Below are 18,665 nucleotides of genomic sequence, written 5' to 3' on the forward strand. Positions count from 1 at the left end.
GCAGGCGTTGCAACGCCCGCCTAGATATCGACCTCCACGGCATCGCCATGCAGCTCCATCAGCTCGCGGCGGGCGGCGGCTTCGCCCTTGCCCATGAGCTTGGTGACCACGGCTTCCGACTGTGCAAAGTCCAGATTCATGAACTGCACCGGCAGCAGACGACGCGTATCGGGGTTCAGCGTGGTTTCCCACAGCTGTTCGGCATTCATCTCGCCCAGGCCCTTGAAACGGCTGACCTGGCATTTTTCGCGCGGCACGCCGTCCTTGGCGCATTTTTCGATGATGGCATCAAGCTCGCCCGCATCGAGTGCATAGACCTTGATGGCGGGCTTCTTGCCGCGCGCAGGCACGTCCACACGGAACAGCGGTGGCAGCGCCACATGGATGTGGCCGGCTTCGATGAGCTTGGGGAAATGCTTGAAGAACAGCGTCAGCAGCAGCACCTGGATGTGCGAGCCGTCCACGTCCGCATCCGAGAGAATGCAGATCTTGCCGTAGCGCAGGCCGGACAGGTCGGGCTCGTCATTGGGGCCATGCGGGTCCACGCCGATCGCCACCGAGATATCGTGGATTTCGTTGTTGGCGAACAGCCGGTCGCGGTCCACCTCCCAGGTGTTGAGCACCTTGCCGCGCAGCGGCAGGATGGCCTGGGTTTCCTTGTCGCGGCCCATCTTGGCGCTGCCGCCCGCAGAGTCGCCCTCGACCAGAAACACCTCGTTGACGGCTATGTCCTTGCTCTCGCAATCGGTCAGCTTGCCGGGCAGCACGGCCACGCCGCTGCCCTTGCGTTTTTCCACCTTCTGGCCGGCCTTCTGGCGGGTCTGGGCGGCCTTGATGGCGATCTCGGCCAGCTTCTTGCCCCAGTCCACATGCTCGTTGAGCCACAGCTCGAGCGCCGGGCGCACAAAGCCCGAGACCAGACGCACGGCATCGCGCGAGTTCAGGCGCTCCTTGATCTGGCCCTGGAACTGCGGGTCCAGCACCTTGGCGTTGAGCACATAGCTGGCCCGCGCGAACACGTCGTCGGGCATGAGCTTGACGCCCTTGGGCAGCAGCGAGTGCATGTCGATAAAGGCCTTGACGGCCTGGAACAGGCCGTCGCGCAGGCCGCTGTCATGCGTGCCGCCCGCCGTGGTGGGAATCAGGTTGACATAGCTTTCGCGCAGCGGCGCACCGTCTTCGGTGAAGGCCACGCACCAAGCAGCGCCCTCGCCTTCGGCAAAGCTGTCGTTGTTCTTGTCGGCAAAGCCCTCGCCCTCGAACAGGGGGATGACGGGCTCGCCATGCAGGCTCTGCGCCAGATAGTCGCGCAGACCGCCCTTGAACTGCCAGCTCTGGGTGTCACGCGACTTTTCATTGATCAGCGAAACGGCCACGCCGGGCATTAGCACGGCCTTGCTGCGCAGCAGATGCACCAGCTCGCCCATGGGCAGGGCCGAGGATTCGAAGTATTTGGCATCGGGCCAGGCACGTACCGTCGTGCCCTGCTTGCGCTCGCCGGCCTGCAGAGGGCGCACCTTGAGCGGCTCGATCACATCGCCGCCCGAGAACACCAGCGTGGCCACCTGGCCGTCGCGGTGCACCTGCACCTCCAGGCGCGTGGCCAGCGCATTCGTCACCGAAACGCCCACGCCGTGCAGACCGCCCGAGAAGCTGTAGGCGCCGCCATTGCCCTTGTCGAACTTGCCGCCCGCGTGCAAACGCGTGAAGACCAGTTCCACCACGGGCGCCTTCTCTTCGGGGTGCAGACCGAAGGGAATGCCGCGCCCGTCGTCCTCCACGCTGTAGGAGCCGTCGGCGTGCATGGTGAACTTGATTTTCTTGCCGTAGCCGGCAAGCGCCTCGTCGGCCGCGTTGTCGATCACCTCCTGCAGGATGTGCAGGGGGTTGTCGGTGCGCGTATACATGCCGGGACGCTGTTTGACAGGCTCCAGACCCTTGAGAACGCGGATCGAGCCTTCGGAATATTCGTTGGACGGTTTGACTGCCATGGGGGCGGATTGTAGTGGCCTCTCCGGATGAGAGCTGGATAAATTCACAGTTGTTTACTCCCAATACTCTTGCACAAAGCCCGAACATCTGTCTTGGCAACGTGTTTTCGGCGCATCTTTTCCGCTGCGGGAGCTCTCAATAAGATAGCTTTTACCGCATGTTATTCAATAGATTCAGATAGATTTACATCAGTTTTTATTGCAGTCCGTGCGCAAGGCGCTCACTTTTTATGGTTCACGACTTGCTGTACGCCCGCAGGGCCCGGCGCCGCTCCCGCATTCTGGCAGCACAGGCTGGCGCACATGTGACGAGCTGTGCCGGCGCGAAGCAGCGGCTTTGGTTACAGTGATGTGCTGGCCGCACCCCAGGCCTTTTTTCGCACGCACGGCATGACAACAAAGACAACTCCAGCCCCCATGTCCATGGCGCAGATTCTTCTGTGCGGTGGCGCCATCGTCACGCTCTCCATGGGCATACGCCACGGCTTCGGCCTCTGGCTGCAGCCCATCACCCAGGACATGGGCTGGACGCGCGAGAACTTTTCCTTGGCCATCGCCGTGCAGAACCTGTCCTGGGGCATCCTGGGCATCTTTGTCGGCATGCTGGCCGACCGCATCGGCGCCTTCAAGGTGCTGATCGGCGGCTCCGTCCTCTATGCCCTGGGTCTGGTCGGCATGGCGCTGTCTCCCAGTTCCACGGTGTTCCTGCTGACCGCCGGCGTACTGATCGGCGCGGCCCAGGCCGGCACTACCTATGCCGTGATCTACGGCGTGCTGGGCCGCCAGATTCCCGTGGCGCGGCGCAGCTGGGCCATGGGCGTGGCCGCAGCGGCAGGCTCGTTCGGCCAGTTCTTCATGGTGCCCGTGGAAGGCAAGCTGATCGCGCAGTTCGGCTGGTCCAATGCCTTGCTGATACTGGCGCTGTTCGCGCTGCTGATCGCCGCCCTGGCCTTCGGCCTGCGCGAGCCGGGCTTTGGCGGCAGCACGCCCATCAAGCGCGAGCAGACCGTGGGTCAGGCGCTCAAGGAAGCCTGGACCTACCCCAGCTTTCTGCTGCTGATGGCGGGCTACTTTGTCTGCGGCTTCCAGGTCATGTTCATCGGCGTGCACATGCCCAGCTATCTGAAGGACTTCGGCATGGCGCCCCATGTGGCCAGCTATTCGCTGGCCCTGGTCGGCCTTTTCAATATCTTCGGCACCTATCTGGCCGGCAATCTGGGGCAGAAGCTGCCCAAGCGCTATCTGCTGTCGGGGATCTACGGGCTGCGTTCGGTGGCCACCGTGGCCTTTTTGCTGGCCCCGCTCTCGCCCTGGTCGGTCTATGCCTTCTGCGCCGCCATGGGCTTTCTGTGGCTGTCCACCGTGCCACTGACCAATGCCACCATCGCCCAGATCTTCGGCGTGCAGCATCTGTCCATGCTGGGCGGCTTTGTATTCTTCAGCCACCAGATCGGCAGCTTCCTGGGAGTCTGGCTGGGCGGCTATCTCTACGACATCAACGGCAACTACGACATGGTCTGGTATATCTCGATTGCCCTGGGCATTTTTGCCGCTGTCGTCAACCTGCCCGTGCGCGAGGCAGCCATTGTGCGCCGCACGCCCAGCGCCGCCTGATACCGGAGACAGACCCATGCAGCTCAAACTCTGGCAGCGCCTCTCCATCTGGTGTGCCGTGCTCTTGCTGCTGCTGGCGGTGTTTGCCCTGTATCTGCAACCGGAATTCATGCTCACACTGGCAGACCAGGTCTGGGCCTGCTTCTGAGCTCTTGGGCAACCAGCCCGGGCGGCATGGCCGGGAGAGAGCATGGCCCGCATCATCATCACCGGAGCCTCCGACGGCATAGGCGCCGAAATGGCCCGCCAGCTGGCGCAAACCCATCAGAGCCGGCTGAAGCTGACGCTGGCCGCGCGCAATGCCGACAATCTGCAAGCCGTGGCGGAACAATGCCGGGCCCTGGGGGCACAGGTCCTGGAAGTTCCCACCGATGTGAGCGAGGAGGCCCAGTGCCGCGCGCTGATCGACGCCGCCGTGCAGCAGTTCGGCGGGCTGGACGCCCTGATCAACAACGCCGGGATCTCGGCCCATGCGCTGTTCGAGCAGGTTAGCGCACAAGACCTGGGCTGGTATGAAAGGCTGATGCGCATCAACCTCTGGGGCAGCGTCTGGTGCACCCACGCAGCGCTGCCGCACCTCAAAGCCAGCCAGGGCTCCATCGTCGCCGTGTCTTCACTGGCAGGACTGATCGGTGTGCCGGGCCGCACGGCCTATAGCGCCAGCAAGTTCGCCATGGCCGGCTTCTTCGAAGCCCTGCGCATCGAGCTCAAACCCGCCGGCGTGAGCGTGACCACCGCCTACCCCGGTGTGGTGGATACGCGCATCCGCTACCACGGCTACAACGCCAGAGGCGAAGCCGCAGGCGTCAGCGGCCTCAAGGAAGACGGTGCGATGACGGTGGCCGAATGCGCGCGCCTCATCCTCGACGGCCTGAAGCGCCGCCAGCGCGAGGTGGTGATGACAGGCAAGGGCAAGCTGGGCCGCTTCATCAAGCTGATCGCCCCGGGCATGGTGGAAGACATGGCCCTGGCCGCGCTTAAGGACGATGTGAAGCCGCACTGAGCTGGTGACCTACATCTGACGCTGCGGCAGGCCATCCAGGAACAGGGCTGCGGGCACTGCTATAGTTTTCGCAAGATGACCAGCCACACCCCGCCCCCCACAGCCGCCGCCATTCCTGCGATTGTCCCCAGCCACTGCGTGCAGGAACCCTCCGCCTGGATTGCCCGCTTTGCCCATCTGGTACGCCCGCAGGGCTCGGTGCTGGATCTGGCCTGCGGCATGGGCCGCCATACCCGTTTCCTCTCGGCCCTGGATCACAGGCTGACCAGCGTGGACAAGGCGCCGGAAGCCACCCTGTCCGTAGCGGATATCGCCGAGACGATTACCGCCGACATTGAGAACAACGCCTGGCCGCTGACGGGCCGCAGCTTTGACGGCGTGGTCGTCACCAACTATCTGTGGCGTCCGCTGTGGGCGCTGATTCTGGACAGCGTCAAGCCCGGCGGCGTGCTGCTCTACGAAACCTTTGCCCAGGGCAACGAAGCCTATGGCAAGCCCTCGCGCCCGGACTTCCTGCTGGCTCCCGGCGAGCTGCTCCAGGTCTGCTCCGGCTGGAACATCGTCGCCTACGAGCATGGTCTGCTTGAACAGCCCGCGCGCGTGGTGCAGCGCATCGCCGCAATCCGGCCCGATGATGCAGCGCTCACGTCTGCCCCCTTGCTGCCAGCCTGATGCCTTTTTGCACAGCGGTCTGGCCGATGCTCCAGGCCCAGGCCTTTGCGAAGCGGCAGGCACCCAAGCGAGCCGACGCGGCCGCATCGGCCAGAACCCGCAACATGGCCGGATTGCCGTCATGGCGTCTGAAACAGACCGTCAATCAACAAACAATATGACGCACAAAAATTAAATATTTCGTCATTTCGTCATTTATCGACAACACTTCGACAAAAACAGAGTTTTGCTAGACACTGTTGACAGCAAACCACTGCCTGCACCCTGTCCCTGTTTGTAGAATTCATTTTTACCGTTTTCTGATTGCGGATATGACATCACCCTCCGTTGCTCTCACTGGCAGCATTGTTGCCCTCATTACGCCTATGCTCGAAGACGGTAGCGTCGACTACCCGTCGCTGCGCAAACTCATCGACTGGCATGTGGCCGAAGGCACCAACTGCATCGGTGTGGTCGGCACCACCGGTGAGTCGCCCACCGTGAATGTCGAAGAGCATTGCGAAATCATTCGCGTCGCCGTGGAGCAGGCCGCCGGCCGCGTCTCCATCATGGCCGGCTGCGGTGCCAACAGCACGCATGAAGCCATCGAGCTGGCAAGGTACGCGAAGAAGGTGGGCGCAGACAGCCAGCTGCAGGTCGTTCCCTACTACAACAAGCCCACGCAGGAAGGCCAGTACCAGCACTTCAAGGCCATCGCCGAAGCCACTGGCGACCTGCCCGTGGTTCTGTACAACGTGCCCGGTCGCTCGGTCGCCGACATGCAGCATGAGACCGTGCTGCGTCTGGCCCAGATCCCCGGCATCATCGGCATCAAGGAAGCCACCGGCAACATCGAGCGTGCCCAATGGCTGATCCGCGATGTGCCTGCCGGCTTCGGCGTCTACTCCGGTGACGACCCCACCGCCGTGGCACTGATGCTGTGCGGCGGCCACGGCAATATCAGCGTGACGGCCAACGTCGCCCCCCGTCTGATGAGCGAGCTGTGCAAGGCCGCAATGGCCGGCGATACCAAGCGCGCCATGGAAATCCAGTTCAAGCTCATGCCCCTGCACAAGAGCCTGTTTGTGGAAGCCAATCCCATTCCCGTGAAATGGGCAGCAGCCCGCATGGGTTTGTGCGGCCCCGCCATGCGCCTGCCCATGACGCAGCTGAGCGAGCAATGCGAAGCAGTTGTTGAGGATGCTCTGCGTAAAGTTGGCGTACTCTGATCGAGTTGCGCTAAGCTAGCGGTTTTTCGCACATAGCTTGAACGCTACCCAAGGACAATCCGCGTGAAACAACAAACAGCACGTTTGAGCCTGCTCAGCATCGCGCTGGGCCTGTCTGCCTGCACGACCACGTTCCAAGAGACCAAGATCGACTACAAGAGCGCGGGCAAGAATCAAGCTCCCTCTCTCGAAGTTCCTCCGGATCTGACGCAGCTGTCGCAAGACTCGCGCTATACCGTCCCTGGTGGCGTGGTATCCGCTGCTGCCATGCAGGCCAATGCCCAGGCAGCCAAGCCGACCGACAACAACACCGCGGCCAACAAGATTGGCGACGTCCGCATCGAGCGTGACGGCGCCGAGCACTGGCTGGTGGTGGATCGCGGAGCCGACAAGCTCTGGGAGCCGACTCGCGATTTCTGGCTGGAAAACGGCTTCATCTATGCGATGGAAGACCGCCAGCTGGGCATTCTCGAAACCGACTGGGCCGAAAACCGCGCCAAGCTGCCTCAGGACATCATCCGCAGAAGCCTGGGCAAGGTGTTCGACTCGCTCTACTCCACCAGCGAGCGCGACAAGTTCCGCACCCGCCTGGAGCGCGAACCCGATGGCAAGACCCGCATCTATGTCACCCACCGTGGCATGCAGGAGGTCTATACCAGCGAGCGCAAGGACAACACCATCTGGCAACCGCGTCCTCGCGACCCCGAGCTGGAGACCGAATTCCTGCGCCGCATCATGGTCAAGCTGGGCGTGAGCGAAGAGCAGGCGTCTGCCGTCGCCAAGGCCGACAGGTCTGCAGCCACCACCTCGACCAGCGCACGCATGGACACCGTCAACGGCGTGCCCACACTGCAGCTGGAAGAAGGCTTTGAGCGCGCATGGCGCCGCGTTGGCGTGGCACTGGACCGTACCGGCTTCACCGTGGAAGACCGCGACCGCAGCCGTGGCCTCTACTATGTGCGCTATGTGGATCCCAATGCCAAGCAGGAGTCCAAGGGCTTCTTCAGCAAGATCTTCAGCCAGGGCAAGGAAGCCGCTGCGCCTCAGAAGTACCAGATCCAGGTCAAGGGCGATGGCAACAAGTCCCAGGTCAGCGTGCTCAATGAGCAGGGCCAGCCCGACAGCAGCGCCAACGGCCAGCGCATCGTGCGCATCATCACCGATGATCTGAAGTAAGAAGCATTGCTCGCATACAAAAGCCACCAGGCTCGGCCCTGGTGGCTTTTTTCATGCCCGAACGAATCGAACAACTCCGGCTTGAGGCTCGCATCCTCATGACGTGTTCTTGCCCGCCAGACTCAGTTCAAGTGCAAGTACAAGACAAGTGAAAGTGCGGACCTTGCATGGCGACTTGTATCCACAGCTCAAGCACTCGCTGCAAAATCCAGACGCAAAAAAAACCGCACCTGAGTGCGGTTTTTTTACGCTCAAGGCCTGGGCCTCGAGCTGGCTGATGCAGCGAATTACTTGGCAGCAGGAGCTTCAGCGGCGGGAGCAGCAGGAGCGTCAGCGGCAGGAGCAGCAGGAGCGTCAGCGGCGGGGGCAGCAGGAGCGTCAGCAGCAGGAGCAGCAGCGTCAGCGGCAGGAGCAGCAGGAGCTTCAGCAGCAGGAGCGGGAGCAGCAGGAGCTTCCACAGCAGGAGCGGGAGCAGCAGGAGCTTCTTCCTTCTTGCCGCAAGCAGCCAGAGCAGCAGCAGCGATCACGGTAGCCAGAATCAGAGAGTTCTTCATGACGATTTCCTAAATGGTAGGTTCAGCAGACGGTATGCAGATTGCCATTACGGTCAGCCTTTTGCAGCTATTGATCGCTATGGCAGATCAGGTCAAACGATAAATTCGACTCAGACCGCATTATAGGTAGTTTTGCCCATTGCTGACTGATACTGACAGCAACTAAACAATTCTGCACAAATCGGTGCGTTCTCATTTACCGGGCAAGCCCACGCTTGCCTTGAGTCACACTGTGGAGCATAAATTTCTTCCTGTCAAATCCCTGACAGAGCTTTGACGAAGATTTACATAATCTACACAAAGCCCGCCAAATCGACAGAGGCCACAGAGGACAAACCCGTAAGTTAGCACGATCGCTGTTACAAGTCCACCCTGTTTCAGTCGCCTGAGCGAACCCAGCCCGCATCGAACCACGATGACAGCAACTCCAGCGCATCATCGCTGGCTGTTGCCAGATCCTTGCGCGACAGCGCCCGGGTGTCAGCCAGCTTGCGCATCAGCGTGGCATCGCGGCCGCCAGCCAGATAGCTTTCACCATTGATGAAGATGTGCTTGGCGTCATACATCATGCGCGTGCGACGATCCAGCACCACGCTCTCGAACATGCCGTTTTCATCGCCATGCTCGAACCAGACATTGGGCTTGGGGTCGCTCAGATACTCGCCCAGTGCACGCTCCAGCGCCAGCGGCTCGGCCATGGCCTTCTTCAGTGCCTCGCGGGCAAAGTCATACATGGCTTCAGGAATCAGCGCCGGGTTGCTCACGGCCTCCTGCTTGGGGTCGCGATAGATGACCGGAGTTTCGGGCTCGTCGGGCTCATCCGACATGCGCAGCAGCAACTCACGGCCCAACTCGCTGCGATCGGGCGAGCGGAAACCGATCGAATAGGTCATGCACTCGCCTTCGGCCACACCGTCGTGCGCCCATTTGGGCGGCAGATACAGCATGTCGCCCGGCTCCAGCACGAACTCCTCTTCGGGCTCGAAATGGGAGAGAACCTTCAATGGCTTGCCCGGCTGCAGGGACAGGTCCTTCTGACGGCCGATGCGCCAGCGACGCTTGCCATGGGCCTGCAGCAGGAACACGTCATAGCTGTCGAAGTGGGGCCCCACGCCGCCTTGATCGGTGGCAAAGCTGATCATCAGATCATCGAGACGCGCCTCGGGCACAAAGCGGAACTGCTGCAGCAGCTCGTGCGCCTTGGCGTCATGCATGTCCACGCCCTGCACCAGCACCGTCCAGCCCGGCTTGGTCAATGCGGGCAGGCTGCGCCGGGACAGCGGGCCGTGACTGAGCTTCCAGTTATCGCCTTCCAGCTGCTGGATCAGGCGCGACTCCACGCCCTCTTCGCCCGCCATGGCCAGCAGGCGAGCACGCGGAATCGGGGCCTTGAAGCCGGGAATGGCCTGACGCACCAGCAAAGGCTTTTTATGCCAGTGCTTGCGCATGAATTGAGAAGCGGTAAGTCCACCCAGCAGGGTGAGCGGCGTATTGATGTCCATGAATCCAGTCCTGCTTTCTAAGCAACGGACTGCATTGTCCTATAGGCCTCGATATCGCTGGTCTGCACAGATCAATGACCGAGCGCTCTGAACTCGGACGGTGACATGCCGGTGTAGGCCTTGAAGGCCCGGCTGAAGTGAGCGCTGTTGCCAAAACCGCAGCCCATGGCGATCTCGGTGATGGTGCGATGCGCAAGCGCCGCGGAATGCAGCTCCCGCATGCAAAGCTCCAGCCGGCTTTGCTGGATGAAAGCGCCCAGCGACTGTTCACGCCCCGCAAAAGCATTGTGCAGATGACGGCGGCTGCAGCTGAGCGCCTGGGCCACCTGGTCGACCGACAGCCCTGGATCGCGCACATGGCTGGCCACATGGTCGCAGATACGCTCATACAAGGCCTGCTTCTGCGTCACCGCCGTGGCCTGCCCGCCAAGTGCCTGCAAGGACAGGTGCACCATGTCCACCAGCAGCTCCCCGGCGCGGCGCGCCAGCGGCGCCGTCATATTGTCGAGCTCCTGATAGGTGCTGCGCATGGTCTGCAGCGCGATGCGGGCCATGCCGGTGCTGCCTCCCACGGATAGCCCCATGAGGTTTTCCAGGCGCAGGCCTCGCTCGGCAATGCTCTGCTTGGGCACCATCATGATCAGGTGCTCCGTGCGCTGAGGGTTGTCCACCACATAGGGCTGCGAGGTGTCATAGATGGCCCAGTTGCCGTTGCTCACCCGGGTCCGGCTGCCGCATTGCTCCACCTCGGCGTGACCGCTCCAGGGCGCGACGATCTTGAGATAGGCGGCTTCGCTGTCGCGCTGGCGGTGGCTGCCGCGTATGACGCGATGACGTCCGGCCTCCAGCTTGGTAAGCATGACATCGCCTGCGTATGCCACGCTCAGATGCCCGTCAAAACAGGTGTCGCCATAGATATCCGTGTCCAGCCCCGAAAACAGCTGTGCCATCCAGCCCTGCCAGGCAGCTGCAGTTTCCTTCTCGGGAAGACCATCGGTACTCAGTACCACGGGCGCGGTCATGGGCCTTGACTCCTCGTTGTATCGATCCCTGCCTGTGCCGGCAAAGTATGGCAATTATCGGCAAGTGCGCGCCCTGGTGCTCGCAGCGCGGGGAATCTCCCGCCTGCACCTCGATCTAGTGCAAACCCTAGGTCAGGTGCACGATTCGTCAAACGGTTTGTGCACATTGCGCACAGCATGCTGCCCGGGCTTTTTCTACGATCACTTCCACGCCATTGACCGACGGCACATCAGGACAGAGGGGGACCAGCCCGGTGACGCAAGCCTTGTGCGACGCCCCCGCTTTTCAAACAGCATCCACCAGCAGTGACTATGCTCACGCGCCCCTGGTGGTGAAGGAAGCGAAGATGATTGAACAAAGCATGCTCATCGGCGGCCAGACCGCCCAGGCCAGCAACGGCGCCACTTTCGAGCGCAAGAACCCTCTGGACGGCTCGGTCGCCACGCGCGCTCCGGCCGCCACCACGGCCGATGCCGTGCGTGCCGTGCAAGCCGCAGAGGCTGCCTTTCCCGCCTGGGCTGCCCTGGGCCCCACCGAGCGCCGACTGATGCTGATGAAGGCCTCCCAGGCGCTGGAAGCCAAGGCCGAGGCCTTTGCCGCAGCCATGGCAGCCGAAACCGGTGCTTCGGGCATCTGGGCCGGCTTCAATGTGCATCTGGCCGCCAATATGTTTCTCGAAGCAGCATCGCTGACCACCCAGATCAACGGCCAGCTGATTCCTTCGGACATTCCCGGCAGCCTGGCCATGGCCGTGCGCCAGCCCGCCGGCGTGGTGCTGGGCATCGCCCCCTGGAATGCCCCCATCATCCTGGCCGTGCGTGCCATTGCCACGCCCCTGGCCTGCGGCAATACCGTGATTCTCAAGGGCTCGGAACTGTGCCCTGCCACCCATGGCCTGATCATCGAAGCCCTGCAGGAAGGCGGCCTGCCGCCTGGTGTGGTGAACTTCGTGACCAATGCGCCCGAAGACGCCGGTGCCGTGGTCGAAGCCATGGTGGCCCACCCCGCCGTGCGCCGTGTGAATTTCACCGGCTCCACGCGCGTGGGCCGCATCATCGGCCAGACCTGTGCCAAATACCTCAAGCCCGTCATTCTGGAGCTGGGCGGCAAGGCCCCGTTCCTGGTGCTGGACGATGCCGACATCGATGCCGCCGTGGCCGGCTGCACTTTCGGTGCCTTTGCCAACTCGGGCCAGATCTGCATGTCCACCGAACGCATCATCGTGGACGAGGCCGTAGCCGAGGAATTCATCACCAAGCTGGTGGGCCGCGCCCAAAGCCTGCCTCTGGGCGACCCTCGCCAGGGACCGGTGGTGCTGGGCTCCGTCGTGGACATGAACACCGTGCACCGCGTCAACGAACTCATCGACGATGCCGTGGGCAAGGGCGCCAGGATTCTGTGCGGCGGCAAGGCCAACGACACCCTGATGGCCGCCACGCTGATCGATGGCGTGACCCCCGAGATGCGCATCTTCCGCGAAGAGACCTTTGCTCCGGTGAAGGCCATCGTGCGCGTACGTGGCGAAGAGCAGGCCATCGCCATGGCCAACGACAACGAGTTCGGTCTGTCCTCCGCCGTCTACACCAGGGACACGGCCCGCGGCTGGCGCGTGGCCGGTCGCATCGAGGCGGGCATCTGCCATGTCAACGGACCCACCGTACACGACGAAGCACAAATGCCTTTCGGCGGCGTGAAGAACTCGGGCTACGGCCACTTCGGCGGCCAGGCCGGCATCGATGCCTTCACCGATACCCGCTGGATCACCATGCAGACCAGCCCGCGCCACTACCCCTTCTAAGCGCGATGGAACGGCAGGCGCAGCAAGGGCTTGCGCCTTGCGCCGGCCATGAACCGCCTGGCAGGAAAGCGCCGGGCGGCTTTGCAACTTCCGGCTTGCTGTTTCATCAATCGCAGTCAGTGCTGCGGCTGATTGAGCCCGAGGCCAGCTCGATACTCAATTCAACAGGCTCGATGCCTGCACGCCGGCCCTGAACTGCGCAGGCGTCTGCCCCGTGTGCTGCTTGAACAGGCGGCTCAGATGCGCGCCGCTGGCAAAGCCGCTGGCCAGCGCCAGCTCCGTCAAGGTGCAGTGGCGATTGGCAGGACTGAGCAGTTCGCGCTGGAACAGGGCCACGCGCTCGGCCCAGATATGCTGGCTGATGGACAGCCGCTCATCGGCAAAGGCGTTGTAGAGATGCCGCTTGCTGCAGTTGAGCGCTGCGGCCACGGCATCCACGCTCAGGGCCGGATCGCGCAGGTGCTGGCGCACGTAGGCCTTGATGCGGCCCAGCAGCAGCTCGCTGGCGCTCAGCGAGGCCGCGCGGCCGCAGGCGTCAAGCAGGGACAGCTGGATCAGCTGCAGCAGCGAATCCGTCACATGCTGGGCCAGGCCCTGGCCCATGGCACGGCATTCGGCAAAAGTGCCGCGCATCATGTCCAGCGCAATGCGGGACACGCCTTCGCTGCCGCCCACATAGCGCCCCATGAGGGCATCGATGGCTCGGCCATGATCTTCAAAGCGGCTTTTGGGCAGGGTGATGATCAGATGCTCGCACCACTCCGGGTTGAGCACCTCGTACTCCTGCGTGGTGTCATAGATCAGCCACTGCCCGCTGCGCGCCACGGCTTCGCGCCCGTTCTGGCAGACGCGAGCCTCGCCATGCCAGGGGGCCACGATCTTGAGGAAGTCGGTGCTGCGGCGTGCCATGCTGGCCGAAGTGCGCCTCACGCGATGGCGGCTGGCCTCGATCCGGGTCATGCCCACCGGCCCCAGCTCGAAGGTGCCCAGTCGCGCCGAGAAATGCTGGTCACCATAGACATCGCTCTCCAGTCCATAGAGCGTGGACATCCAGTGCTGCCAGGCGCCCACGGCTTGAGCACCTTGCATCTCGGTCATCTTCTCGATCACTTGGTTGGCAGGAATGTCTGGCCGCATCTCGGCTCCTGAAGAAGTAACAGGATGCTTCATTATCCATAGCAGCCCGGACCCGGGTCCGGGCAAAACCGGCGCCTCGCAGGGAAATCAGTGTTTACCCACAGACACTTGCATGCTCAGACAAGACGCAATGCACGCCCAGACAAACCCCTGCCGCCGCACTTTCCTACGATGGCCGAAGAACCCGGACACCCGTCCATCAAAAAGGAGACAAGCATGACATTCGCCGACAAGCGTTTTGTTCTCAAGAGTCTGGTCGCGGCCACCGCCCTGGCGGGCCTGTGCGGCACGGCACTGGCCCAGGAAGCGCCCAAGTCCATCCGCATCGGCTGGGCAATTGCCAAGACGGGCGTCAACGCGGGCGGTACCTCCGTGACCACGGCACCCAACTACAAGCTCTGGGTCAAGGAGATCAACGACGCTGGCGGCATCATGCTCAAGGCCTATAACAAGCGCGTGCCCATCGAGGTCATCGAATACGACGACCGCTCCAGCACCGAGGAGGCCGTGCGCGCCACCGAGCGCCTGATCACCCAGGACAAGGTCGACTTCGTGCTGCCGCCCTGGGGCACGGGCTCCAACCTGGCTGTGGGGCCGACCTACGAAAAGCACAAATACCCGCTGCTGGCGGCCACCTCGGTGACCGACAAGGCCCCCGATCTGGCCAAGCGCTGGAAGCATGCCTTCTTCTTCCTGGGCACGGGCGGCGAATATGCCGAGGGCCTGGTCGCCATGCTGGAAAAGGCCAAAAAGGACGGCAAGATCAACAACAAGATCGCCATGATCAATATCGCCGACGGCTTTGGCGTGGAGCTGGCCAATGCCACACGTAAGGCCGCAAAGCAGCATGGCTTCGAGCTGGTCTACGACAAGAGCTATCCGATCGGCACGCAGGACATGACGCCCATCATCAACGAAGCCAAGGGCAAGGGTGCCGACACCTTCGTGGCCTACTCCTACCCACCCGACACCATGCTGATCAGCGAGCAGGCCAGGACGCTGGGCCTGGCTTCCAAGGTGCTGTTCACCGGCGTGGGCACGCAATTCCCCATGTTCAAGGGCAAGTTCGGCGCTGCGGCCGAAGGCGTGATGGCGCCGGGCGGCATCGATGCCGGCAACCCGCAGATGCAGGCCTATCTGAAGCGCTTCAAGGAGGTGACCGGCCAGGAATCGGACCGCTTTGCCAGCCCCATCGTCTACACCTCGCTGCAGATGCTGCAGCAGGCCATCGAGCGCGTGGGCAAGATCGATCGCGCCGCCGTGACCCAGGAGCTCAAGAGCGGCAGCTTCGAGACCGTGCTCGGTCCCGTCAAGCTCGAAGGCCAGATGCTGACCAAGCTCTGGCATGTGGGCCAGTGGCAGAACGGCGAGTTCAATGCGATTGCGCCGACGAACCGGGCGGGGGTTAAACCTGCGGTTATCCCCCGTAGCTCCCCCTGAGGCGCTGCGCGCCTTCCCCCTCTCTCTACGCGCTTCGCGCTATGGGAGGGGGACGATGCAATCGCCGCGAGGCGGCTCTTGCTCGGCATCTCTGATACCCCATGGCCGCCATGTGTGTCCAGCTCCGCAAGAACTATCAAAACAAGAGCTGGTTGCGCATGTCTTGCTTTCACTTTGCATTGATTTCATAACAAGAACAATGAATCACCAGCGGTATACGCTATGAATTTAATAGACATCCTTCTCGCTGGCGCCATGCTGGGCGGGCTCTACGGCCTGGTGGCCATGGGGCTGACGCTGCAGTATGGCGTGGCGCGCATCATGAATCTCTCGTATGGGGAGTTTCTGATTGCACCGGCCTTCCTGGCCTTTTTTGCGGTCAGCAGCTGGGGTATTTCACCGCTGCTTCTGGTGCTGCTGGTGGTGCCGCTGGGCTTTGCCATCCAGTGGCTGATCTATCAGCTGCTGCTGACGCCGCTGGTGCGCCGCGCCAAGGGCGGACCGGCGCTGGAGGTGGATTCGATTCTGGCCACCTTCGGCATGCTGTTCGTCGTCCAGGGTGTCATGCTGGTGATGTTCGGCGGCGACTATCACAGCTACAGCTATCTGTCCGAACCCGTGGAGATCCTGGGCAGCAAGGTCGCGGCCAACCGTCTGCTGGTGCTGGGCTTTGCGATCGTGCTGGGCAGCGGCCTGTACCTGCTGCTGACCCGCACCCGCGCCGGCGCCATGGTACGCGCTGTGTCCGTGGCACCACAGTTCGCACATCTGGTCGGCATCAATGTGCGCAGCACAGCGGCCCTGGCCTACGGTCTGGGCGGTGCCCTGGTGGCGATCTGCGGCGTGCTGGTCAGCATGTTTCTGCCCTTCTCGGCCGGCATGGGCACCATGTTTGCCATGAAGGCGCTGATCGTCGTCATTATGGGCGGCGTGGGCAATCTCATGGGTTGCCTGGTCGCGGGCATGCTGCTGGGCTTTGCCGAAACGCTGGTTGCCTCCTTTGTCGACCCCGGCCTGACGCTGGCCGTCAATTACGCGGTGTTCCTGCTGGTGCTGCTGTTCAAGCCCACCGGTTTGTTCGGGAGGACTGCACGATGAGCCGCAAAGAAATTCTGATCTGGGCCATCTGCGCCATCGCCACCGCCGGTCTGGCCCTGCTGCCGCGCTGGCTGACGGACGAGTACTACCTCTCGCTCATGATCAGCATCCTGATGTACTGCGTGCTGGCCACGGCCTGGGCGCTGTTCTCGGGACCGACGCGCTATATCTCGCTGGCCACCGTCGCCTTCTTCGGCATGGGCGCCTATGTCACCGCGGTGTTCGGCGAGTCCCTGCCCTGGGCCGCCGTACTGGGGATTGCGGCCGGCGTGGGTCTGGTCATGGCCTTGATCGTGGGGCTGTCCACGCTGCGGCTGTCGGGCGTGTACTTTGTGATCTTCAGCTTCGGCCTGGCCGAGCTGGTCAAGCAGCTCGTCACCTGGTGGGAAGTCAACATCACCAAGGATCTGGGCCGCTATGTGTTCGTGGAGATCACCCAGCTCGATATCTACTGGCAGTTGCTGGCCATGCTGGCCCTGGTGCTGACGCTGCGCGCCCTCATCAACCGCTCGCGCCTGGGTCTGGCGCTGCGCGTGATCGGCGAGGACGAGACCGTGGCCACCCATGTGGGCATCAACACCACCACGGCCAAGCTGCTGCTGTTCGCCGTCAGCGCCGTGTTCATCACCGTCACGGGCGCCATCATGGCTCCGCGCTGGACCTATATCGACCCCAGCATTGCCTTTGCTCCAGCCGTCTCGTTCCAGACCCTGATCATGGCCTTGCTCGGCGGTGCCGGCGCGCTGTTCGGCCCGATCCTGGGGGCCGTGCCGCTGGTGCTGCTGTTCGAGTACCTGGGCGCCAACTTCCCCAACCATTTCTCGATTCTGCTGGGCCTGGTGTTCATCGTGATCGTGTACTTCATTCCCCAGGGCCTGTCTGGCGTGCTGGCCAAGTTGTTCCACAAAAAGGGAGGCCAGCCATGAAGACCGCCACCCTGCTTTCCGTACGCGGCGCCACCAAGCGCTTCGGCGGCCTGGTGGCCGTCAACGAACTGAGCTTTGACGTCTACCCGGGCGAGGTCGTGGGCTTGCTCGGCCCCAATGGCTCGGGCAAGACCACGGCCATGAATCTGATCTCGGGCGCCCTGCCCGTCAACGGCGGCGAGATCGTATTCAACGGCAAGCCCATCCACCCGCTCAAAAGCCACCAGATTGCCCGCCTGGGCGTGGCGCGCACCTTCCAGCTGGTCAAGGTGCTGGGCTCCATGAGCTGCACCGACAACGTCATTGCCGGCATGGCCTTCAAGCCGAGGCCACTGTTTGGCAAACCTGCCGCTGCTCGTGCCCTGCAACTGCTGAATCAAGTCGGTCTGGCCGAATTTGCGAATACTCCCGCAGGCGACCTCACCTATATCAACCAGAAGCGCCTGGAGCTGGCCCGCGCGCTGGCGCTGGAGCCGCAGATCCTGCTGCTCGACGAATGGCTGGCAGGCCTGAACCCCACGGAGCTGCAGCAGGGCATTGCACTGATCCGACAGCTGCAGGCCACGGGGCTGACGATTCTCATGGTCGAACATGTGATGGACGCCGTACACGCGCTGTGCAGCCGCTGCGTGGTGATGAACGCGGGCACAAAAATAGCCGACGGCCCCACGGCCCAGGTGCTCAAAGAGCCCGAGGTGGTGCGTGCCTATCTGGGGGAAGAAGTGAGTGCAGATGAAGACCGGTCAGCGGAGGCCAGCCATGCTTGAAGTGCGCAATATCTCGGTGAGCTACGGCAAGCATGAGGCGCTGCACCAGGTCAGCCTGCAGGTGCAGCCTGGCGAACTGGTCGTCATGCTGGGCGCCAACGGAGCGGGCAAGTCCAGCCTGCTCAAGGCGCTGGGCGGCATGGTCACGCCGCAGGCCGGTGCCAGCGCGCAACTGGCCGGGCAGGAGCTGATGCAGCTGCCGCCGCATGCCATCGTGCAATCGGGCCTGGCCCTGGTGCCCGAGGGGCGCGGTGTATTCGGCGATCTCAGCGTCAAGGAAAACCTGCTGCTGGGAGCCCAGCCCCGGCGCGCACGCGCCAATGAAGCCCGGAATCTGGAGCAGGTCTTCGCCCTCTTTCCCAAGCTGCGTGATCGTCTGGGCCAGGCCGTGCGCACCATGAGCGGAGGCGAGCAACAGATGGTGGCCGTGGGCCGCGCGTTGATGAGCCAGCCCGATATCCTGCTGCTGGACGAGCCTTCGCTGGGCCTGTCTCCACTCATGTGCAAGGAGCTGTTCGCAGCCCTCGCGCGCATCAAGACGCTGGGCATGGGCGTGCTGCTGGTGGAGCAGAACGCGCGCCAGAGCCTGGCCATTGCCGACCGTGGTTACTTGCTGGAAACCGGGCGCATCGTGGGCGAAGGCTCGGCACAAGAACTTGGCAGCAGTGCTGCTGTCAGACGCGCTTACTTGGGCGGCGAACATTGAGAGAGATAGATACCCCCTGAGCGGCTGCGCCGCTTCCCCCTGAGGGGGAC

The 18,665-nt window shown here is 62.9% G+C and carries 17 protein-coding genes; 12 read left to right on the forward strand and 5 right to left on the reverse strand.

The genetic code is table 11. From position 1 onward, the window contains the following. Positions 1-20 precede the first annotated feature (20 nt). Positions 21-1,991: a DNA topoisomerase IV subunit B gene (locus F3J24_RS09865; protein ID WP_003064589.1), complete on the reverse strand. Its 1,971-nt coding sequence runs from the start codon at positions 1,989-1,991 to the stop codon at positions 21-23. Positions 1,992-2,408: 417 nt separating this feature from the next. Here F3J24_RS09865 and F3J24_RS09870 point away from each other — a divergent pair, with 417 nt between their 5' ends. The 6 genes from F3J24_RS09870 (at position 2,409) to bamC (ending at position 7,664) form a co-directional block, all read left to right on the forward strand. Next, positions 2,409-3,605, forward strand: a complete 1,197-nt coding sequence (locus tag F3J24_RS09870) for an MFS transporter (RefSeq protein ID WP_167006955.1) — start codon at positions 2,409-2,411, stop codon at positions 3,603-3,605. 16 nt (positions 3,606-3,621) lie between these two features. Continuing rightward, a complete protein-coding gene (locus F3J24_RS25045) occupies positions 3,622-3,753 on the forward strand; it encodes a hypothetical protein (RefSeq protein WP_255498872.1) in 132 nt (43 codons plus the stop codon). Positions 3,754-3,795: 42 nt separating this feature from the next. Beyond that, a complete protein-coding gene (locus F3J24_RS09875; protein ID WP_167005413.1) occupies positions 3,796-4,608 on the forward strand; it encodes an SDR family oxidoreductase in 813 nt (270 codons plus the stop codon). Between the two features lie 75 nt (positions 4,609-4,683). Next, positions 4,684-5,280 (forward strand): bifunctional 2-polyprenyl-6-hydroxyphenol methylase/3-demethylubiquinol 3-O-methyltransferase UbiG, encoded by a 597-nt coding sequence (locus tag F3J24_RS09880; RefSeq protein ID WP_167005416.1) that lies wholly within the window; start codon positions 4,684-4,686, stop codon positions 5,278-5,280. Positions 5,281-5,591: 311 nt separating this feature from the next. Then, complete coding sequence (gene dapA / locus F3J24_RS09885; RefSeq protein ID WP_167005419.1) at positions 5,592-6,488, forward strand: 4-hydroxy-tetrahydrodipicolinate synthase; 897 nt, start codon at positions 5,592-5,594, stop codon at positions 6,486-6,488. A gap of 63 nt (positions 6,489-6,551) precedes the next feature. Then, a complete protein-coding gene (bamC, locus tag F3J24_RS09890; protein ID WP_003057678.1) occupies positions 6,552-7,664 on the forward strand; it encodes an outer membrane protein assembly factor BamC in 1,113 nt (370 codons plus the stop codon). A gap of 287 nt (positions 7,665-7,951) precedes the next feature. Here the strand turns inward: bamC and F3J24_RS09895 are convergent, their stop codons facing one another. From F3J24_RS09895 to F3J24_RS09905, 3 genes are all read right to left on the reverse strand, one after another. After that, entirely contained in the window at positions 7,952-8,218 is a 267-nt protein-coding gene (locus F3J24_RS09895; RefSeq protein ID WP_034359978.1) for a hypothetical protein, read from the reverse strand. Between the two features lie 377 nt (positions 8,219-8,595). Then, complete coding sequence (locus tag F3J24_RS09900; RefSeq protein ID WP_003057679.1) at positions 8,596-9,720, reverse strand: JmjC domain-containing protein; 1,125 nt, start codon at positions 9,718-9,720, stop codon at positions 8,596-8,598. Positions 9,721-9,791: 71 nt separating this feature from the next. Further along, entirely contained in the window at positions 9,792-10,742 is a 951-nt protein-coding gene (locus F3J24_RS09905; RefSeq protein WP_167005422.1) for a helix-turn-helix domain-containing protein, read from the reverse strand. 347 nt (positions 10,743-11,089) lie between these two features. Between F3J24_RS09905 and F3J24_RS09910 the strand changes: the two genes are divergently transcribed. Continuing rightward, positions 11,090-12,541, forward strand: a complete 1,452-nt coding sequence (locus F3J24_RS09910; RefSeq protein ID WP_167005425.1) for an aldehyde dehydrogenase — start codon at positions 11,090-11,092, stop codon at positions 12,539-12,541. Between the two features lie 156 nt (positions 12,542-12,697). Here F3J24_RS09910 and F3J24_RS09915 read toward each other — a convergent pair whose 3' ends face one another. After that, positions 12,698-13,678 (reverse strand): AraC family transcriptional regulator, encoded by a 981-nt coding sequence (locus F3J24_RS09915; protein ID WP_167005428.1) that lies wholly within the window; start codon positions 13,676-13,678, stop codon positions 12,698-12,700. A gap of 216 nt (positions 13,679-13,894) precedes the next feature. Here F3J24_RS09915 and F3J24_RS09920 point away from each other — a divergent pair, with 216 nt between their 5' ends. The 5 genes from F3J24_RS09920 to F3J24_RS09940 all read left to right on the forward strand — a co-directional run bounded on the left by F3J24_RS09920 (position 13,895) and on the right by F3J24_RS09940 (position 18,615). Next, positions 13,895-15,118 (forward strand): amino acid ABC transporter substrate-binding protein, encoded by a 1,224-nt coding sequence (locus tag F3J24_RS09920; protein WP_167005431.1) that lies wholly within the window; start codon positions 13,895-13,897, stop codon positions 15,116-15,118. Positions 15,119-15,340: 222 nt separating this feature from the next. Continuing rightward, positions 15,341-16,216 carry a branched-chain amino acid ABC transporter permease gene (locus F3J24_RS09925; protein ID WP_167005434.1) on the forward strand — a complete coding sequence of 292 codons (876 nt, stop codon included), beginning with the start codon at positions 15,341-15,343 and terminating at the stop codon, positions 16,214-16,216. Continuing rightward, the gene (locus F3J24_RS09930) at positions 16,213-17,142 is read left to right on the forward strand and encodes a branched-chain amino acid ABC transporter permease (protein WP_167005437.1); all 930 of its coding nucleotides are present in this window, start codon (positions 16,213-16,215) and stop codon (positions 17,140-17,142) included. Before F3J24_RS09925 ends, F3J24_RS09930 begins: the two co-directional genes overlap by 4 nt. Further along, positions 17,139-17,909, forward strand: coding sequence for an ABC transporter ATP-binding protein (locus tag F3J24_RS09935; RefSeq protein ID WP_167005441.1), 771 nt, complete (start codon positions 17,139-17,141; stop codon positions 17,907-17,909). Before F3J24_RS09930 ends, F3J24_RS09935 begins: the two co-directional genes overlap by 4 nt. After that, a complete protein-coding gene (locus F3J24_RS09940) occupies positions 17,902-18,615 on the forward strand; it encodes an ABC transporter ATP-binding protein (protein ID WP_167005444.1) in 714 nt (237 codons plus the stop codon). Before F3J24_RS09935 ends, F3J24_RS09940 begins: the two co-directional genes overlap by 8 nt. Positions 18,616-18,665 lie beyond the last annotated feature (50 nt).

This window comes from Comamonas sp. Tr-654, from assembly GCF_011752915.1.
GTDB lineage: Bacteria > Pseudomonadota > Gammaproteobacteria > Burkholderiales > Burkholderiaceae_C > Comamonas.

What these genes read in the sequence shown, in the direction of transcription:
- F3J24_RS09880 (WP_167005416.1), top strand. Translation starts at nt 4,684, where the DNA reads ATGACCAGCCACACCCCGCCCCCCACAGCCGCCGCCATTCCTGCGATT.
- F3J24_RS09940 (WP_167005444.1), top strand. Translation starts at nt 17,902, where the DNA reads ATGCTTGAAGTGCGCAATATCTCGGTGAGCTACGGCAAGCATGAGGCG.
- F3J24_RS09920 (WP_167005431.1), top strand. Translation starts at nt 13,895, where the DNA reads ATGACATTCGCCGACAAGCGTTTTGTTCTCAAGAGTCTGGTCGCGGCC.
- F3J24_RS09870 (WP_167006955.1), top strand. Translation starts at nt 2,409, where the DNA reads ATGTCCATGGCGCAGATTCTTCTGTGCGGTGGCGCCATCGTCACGCTC.
- F3J24_RS09875 (WP_167005413.1), top strand. Translation starts at nt 3,796, where the DNA reads ATGGCCCGCATCATCATCACCGGAGCCTCCGACGGCATAGGCGCCGAA.
- F3J24_RS09905 (WP_167005422.1), bottom strand. Translation starts at nt 10,742, where the DNA reads ATGACCGCGCCCGTGGTACTGAGTACCGATGGTCTTCCCGAGAAGGAA.
- F3J24_RS09935 (WP_167005441.1), top strand. Translation starts at nt 17,139, where the DNA reads ATGAAGACCGCCACCCTGCTTTCCGTACGCGGCGCCACCAAGCGCTTC.
- dapA (WP_167005419.1), top strand. Translation starts at nt 5,592, where the DNA reads ATGACATCACCCTCCGTTGCTCTCACTGGCAGCATTGTTGCCCTCATT.
- F3J24_RS09895 (WP_034359978.1), bottom strand. Translation starts at nt 8,218, where the DNA reads ATGAAGAACTCTCTGATTCTGGCTACCGTGATCGCTGCTGCTGCTCTG.
- F3J24_RS09925 (WP_167005434.1), top strand. Translation starts at nt 15,341, where the DNA reads ATGAATTTAATAGACATCCTTCTCGCTGGCGCCATGCTGGGCGGGCTC.
- F3J24_RS09930 (WP_167005437.1), top strand. Translation starts at nt 16,213, where the DNA reads ATGAGCCGCAAAGAAATTCTGATCTGGGCCATCTGCGCCATCGCCACC.
- F3J24_RS25045 (WP_255498872.1), top strand. Translation starts at nt 3,622, where the DNA reads ATGCAGCTCAAACTCTGGCAGCGCCTCTCCATCTGGTGTGCCGTGCTC.
- F3J24_RS09865 (WP_003064589.1), bottom strand. Translation starts at nt 1,991, where the DNA reads ATGGCAGTCAAACCGTCCAACGAATATTCCGAAGGCTCGATCCGCGTT.
- F3J24_RS09900 (WP_003057679.1), bottom strand. Translation starts at nt 9,720, where the DNA reads ATGGACATCAATACGCCGCTCACCCTGCTGGGTGGACTTACCGCTTCT.
- F3J24_RS09915 (WP_167005428.1), bottom strand. Translation starts at nt 13,678, where the DNA reads ATGCGGCCAGACATTCCTGCCAACCAAGTGATCGAGAAGATGACCGAG.
- F3J24_RS09910 (WP_167005425.1), top strand. Translation starts at nt 11,090, where the DNA reads ATGATTGAACAAAGCATGCTCATCGGCGGCCAGACCGCCCAGGCCAGC.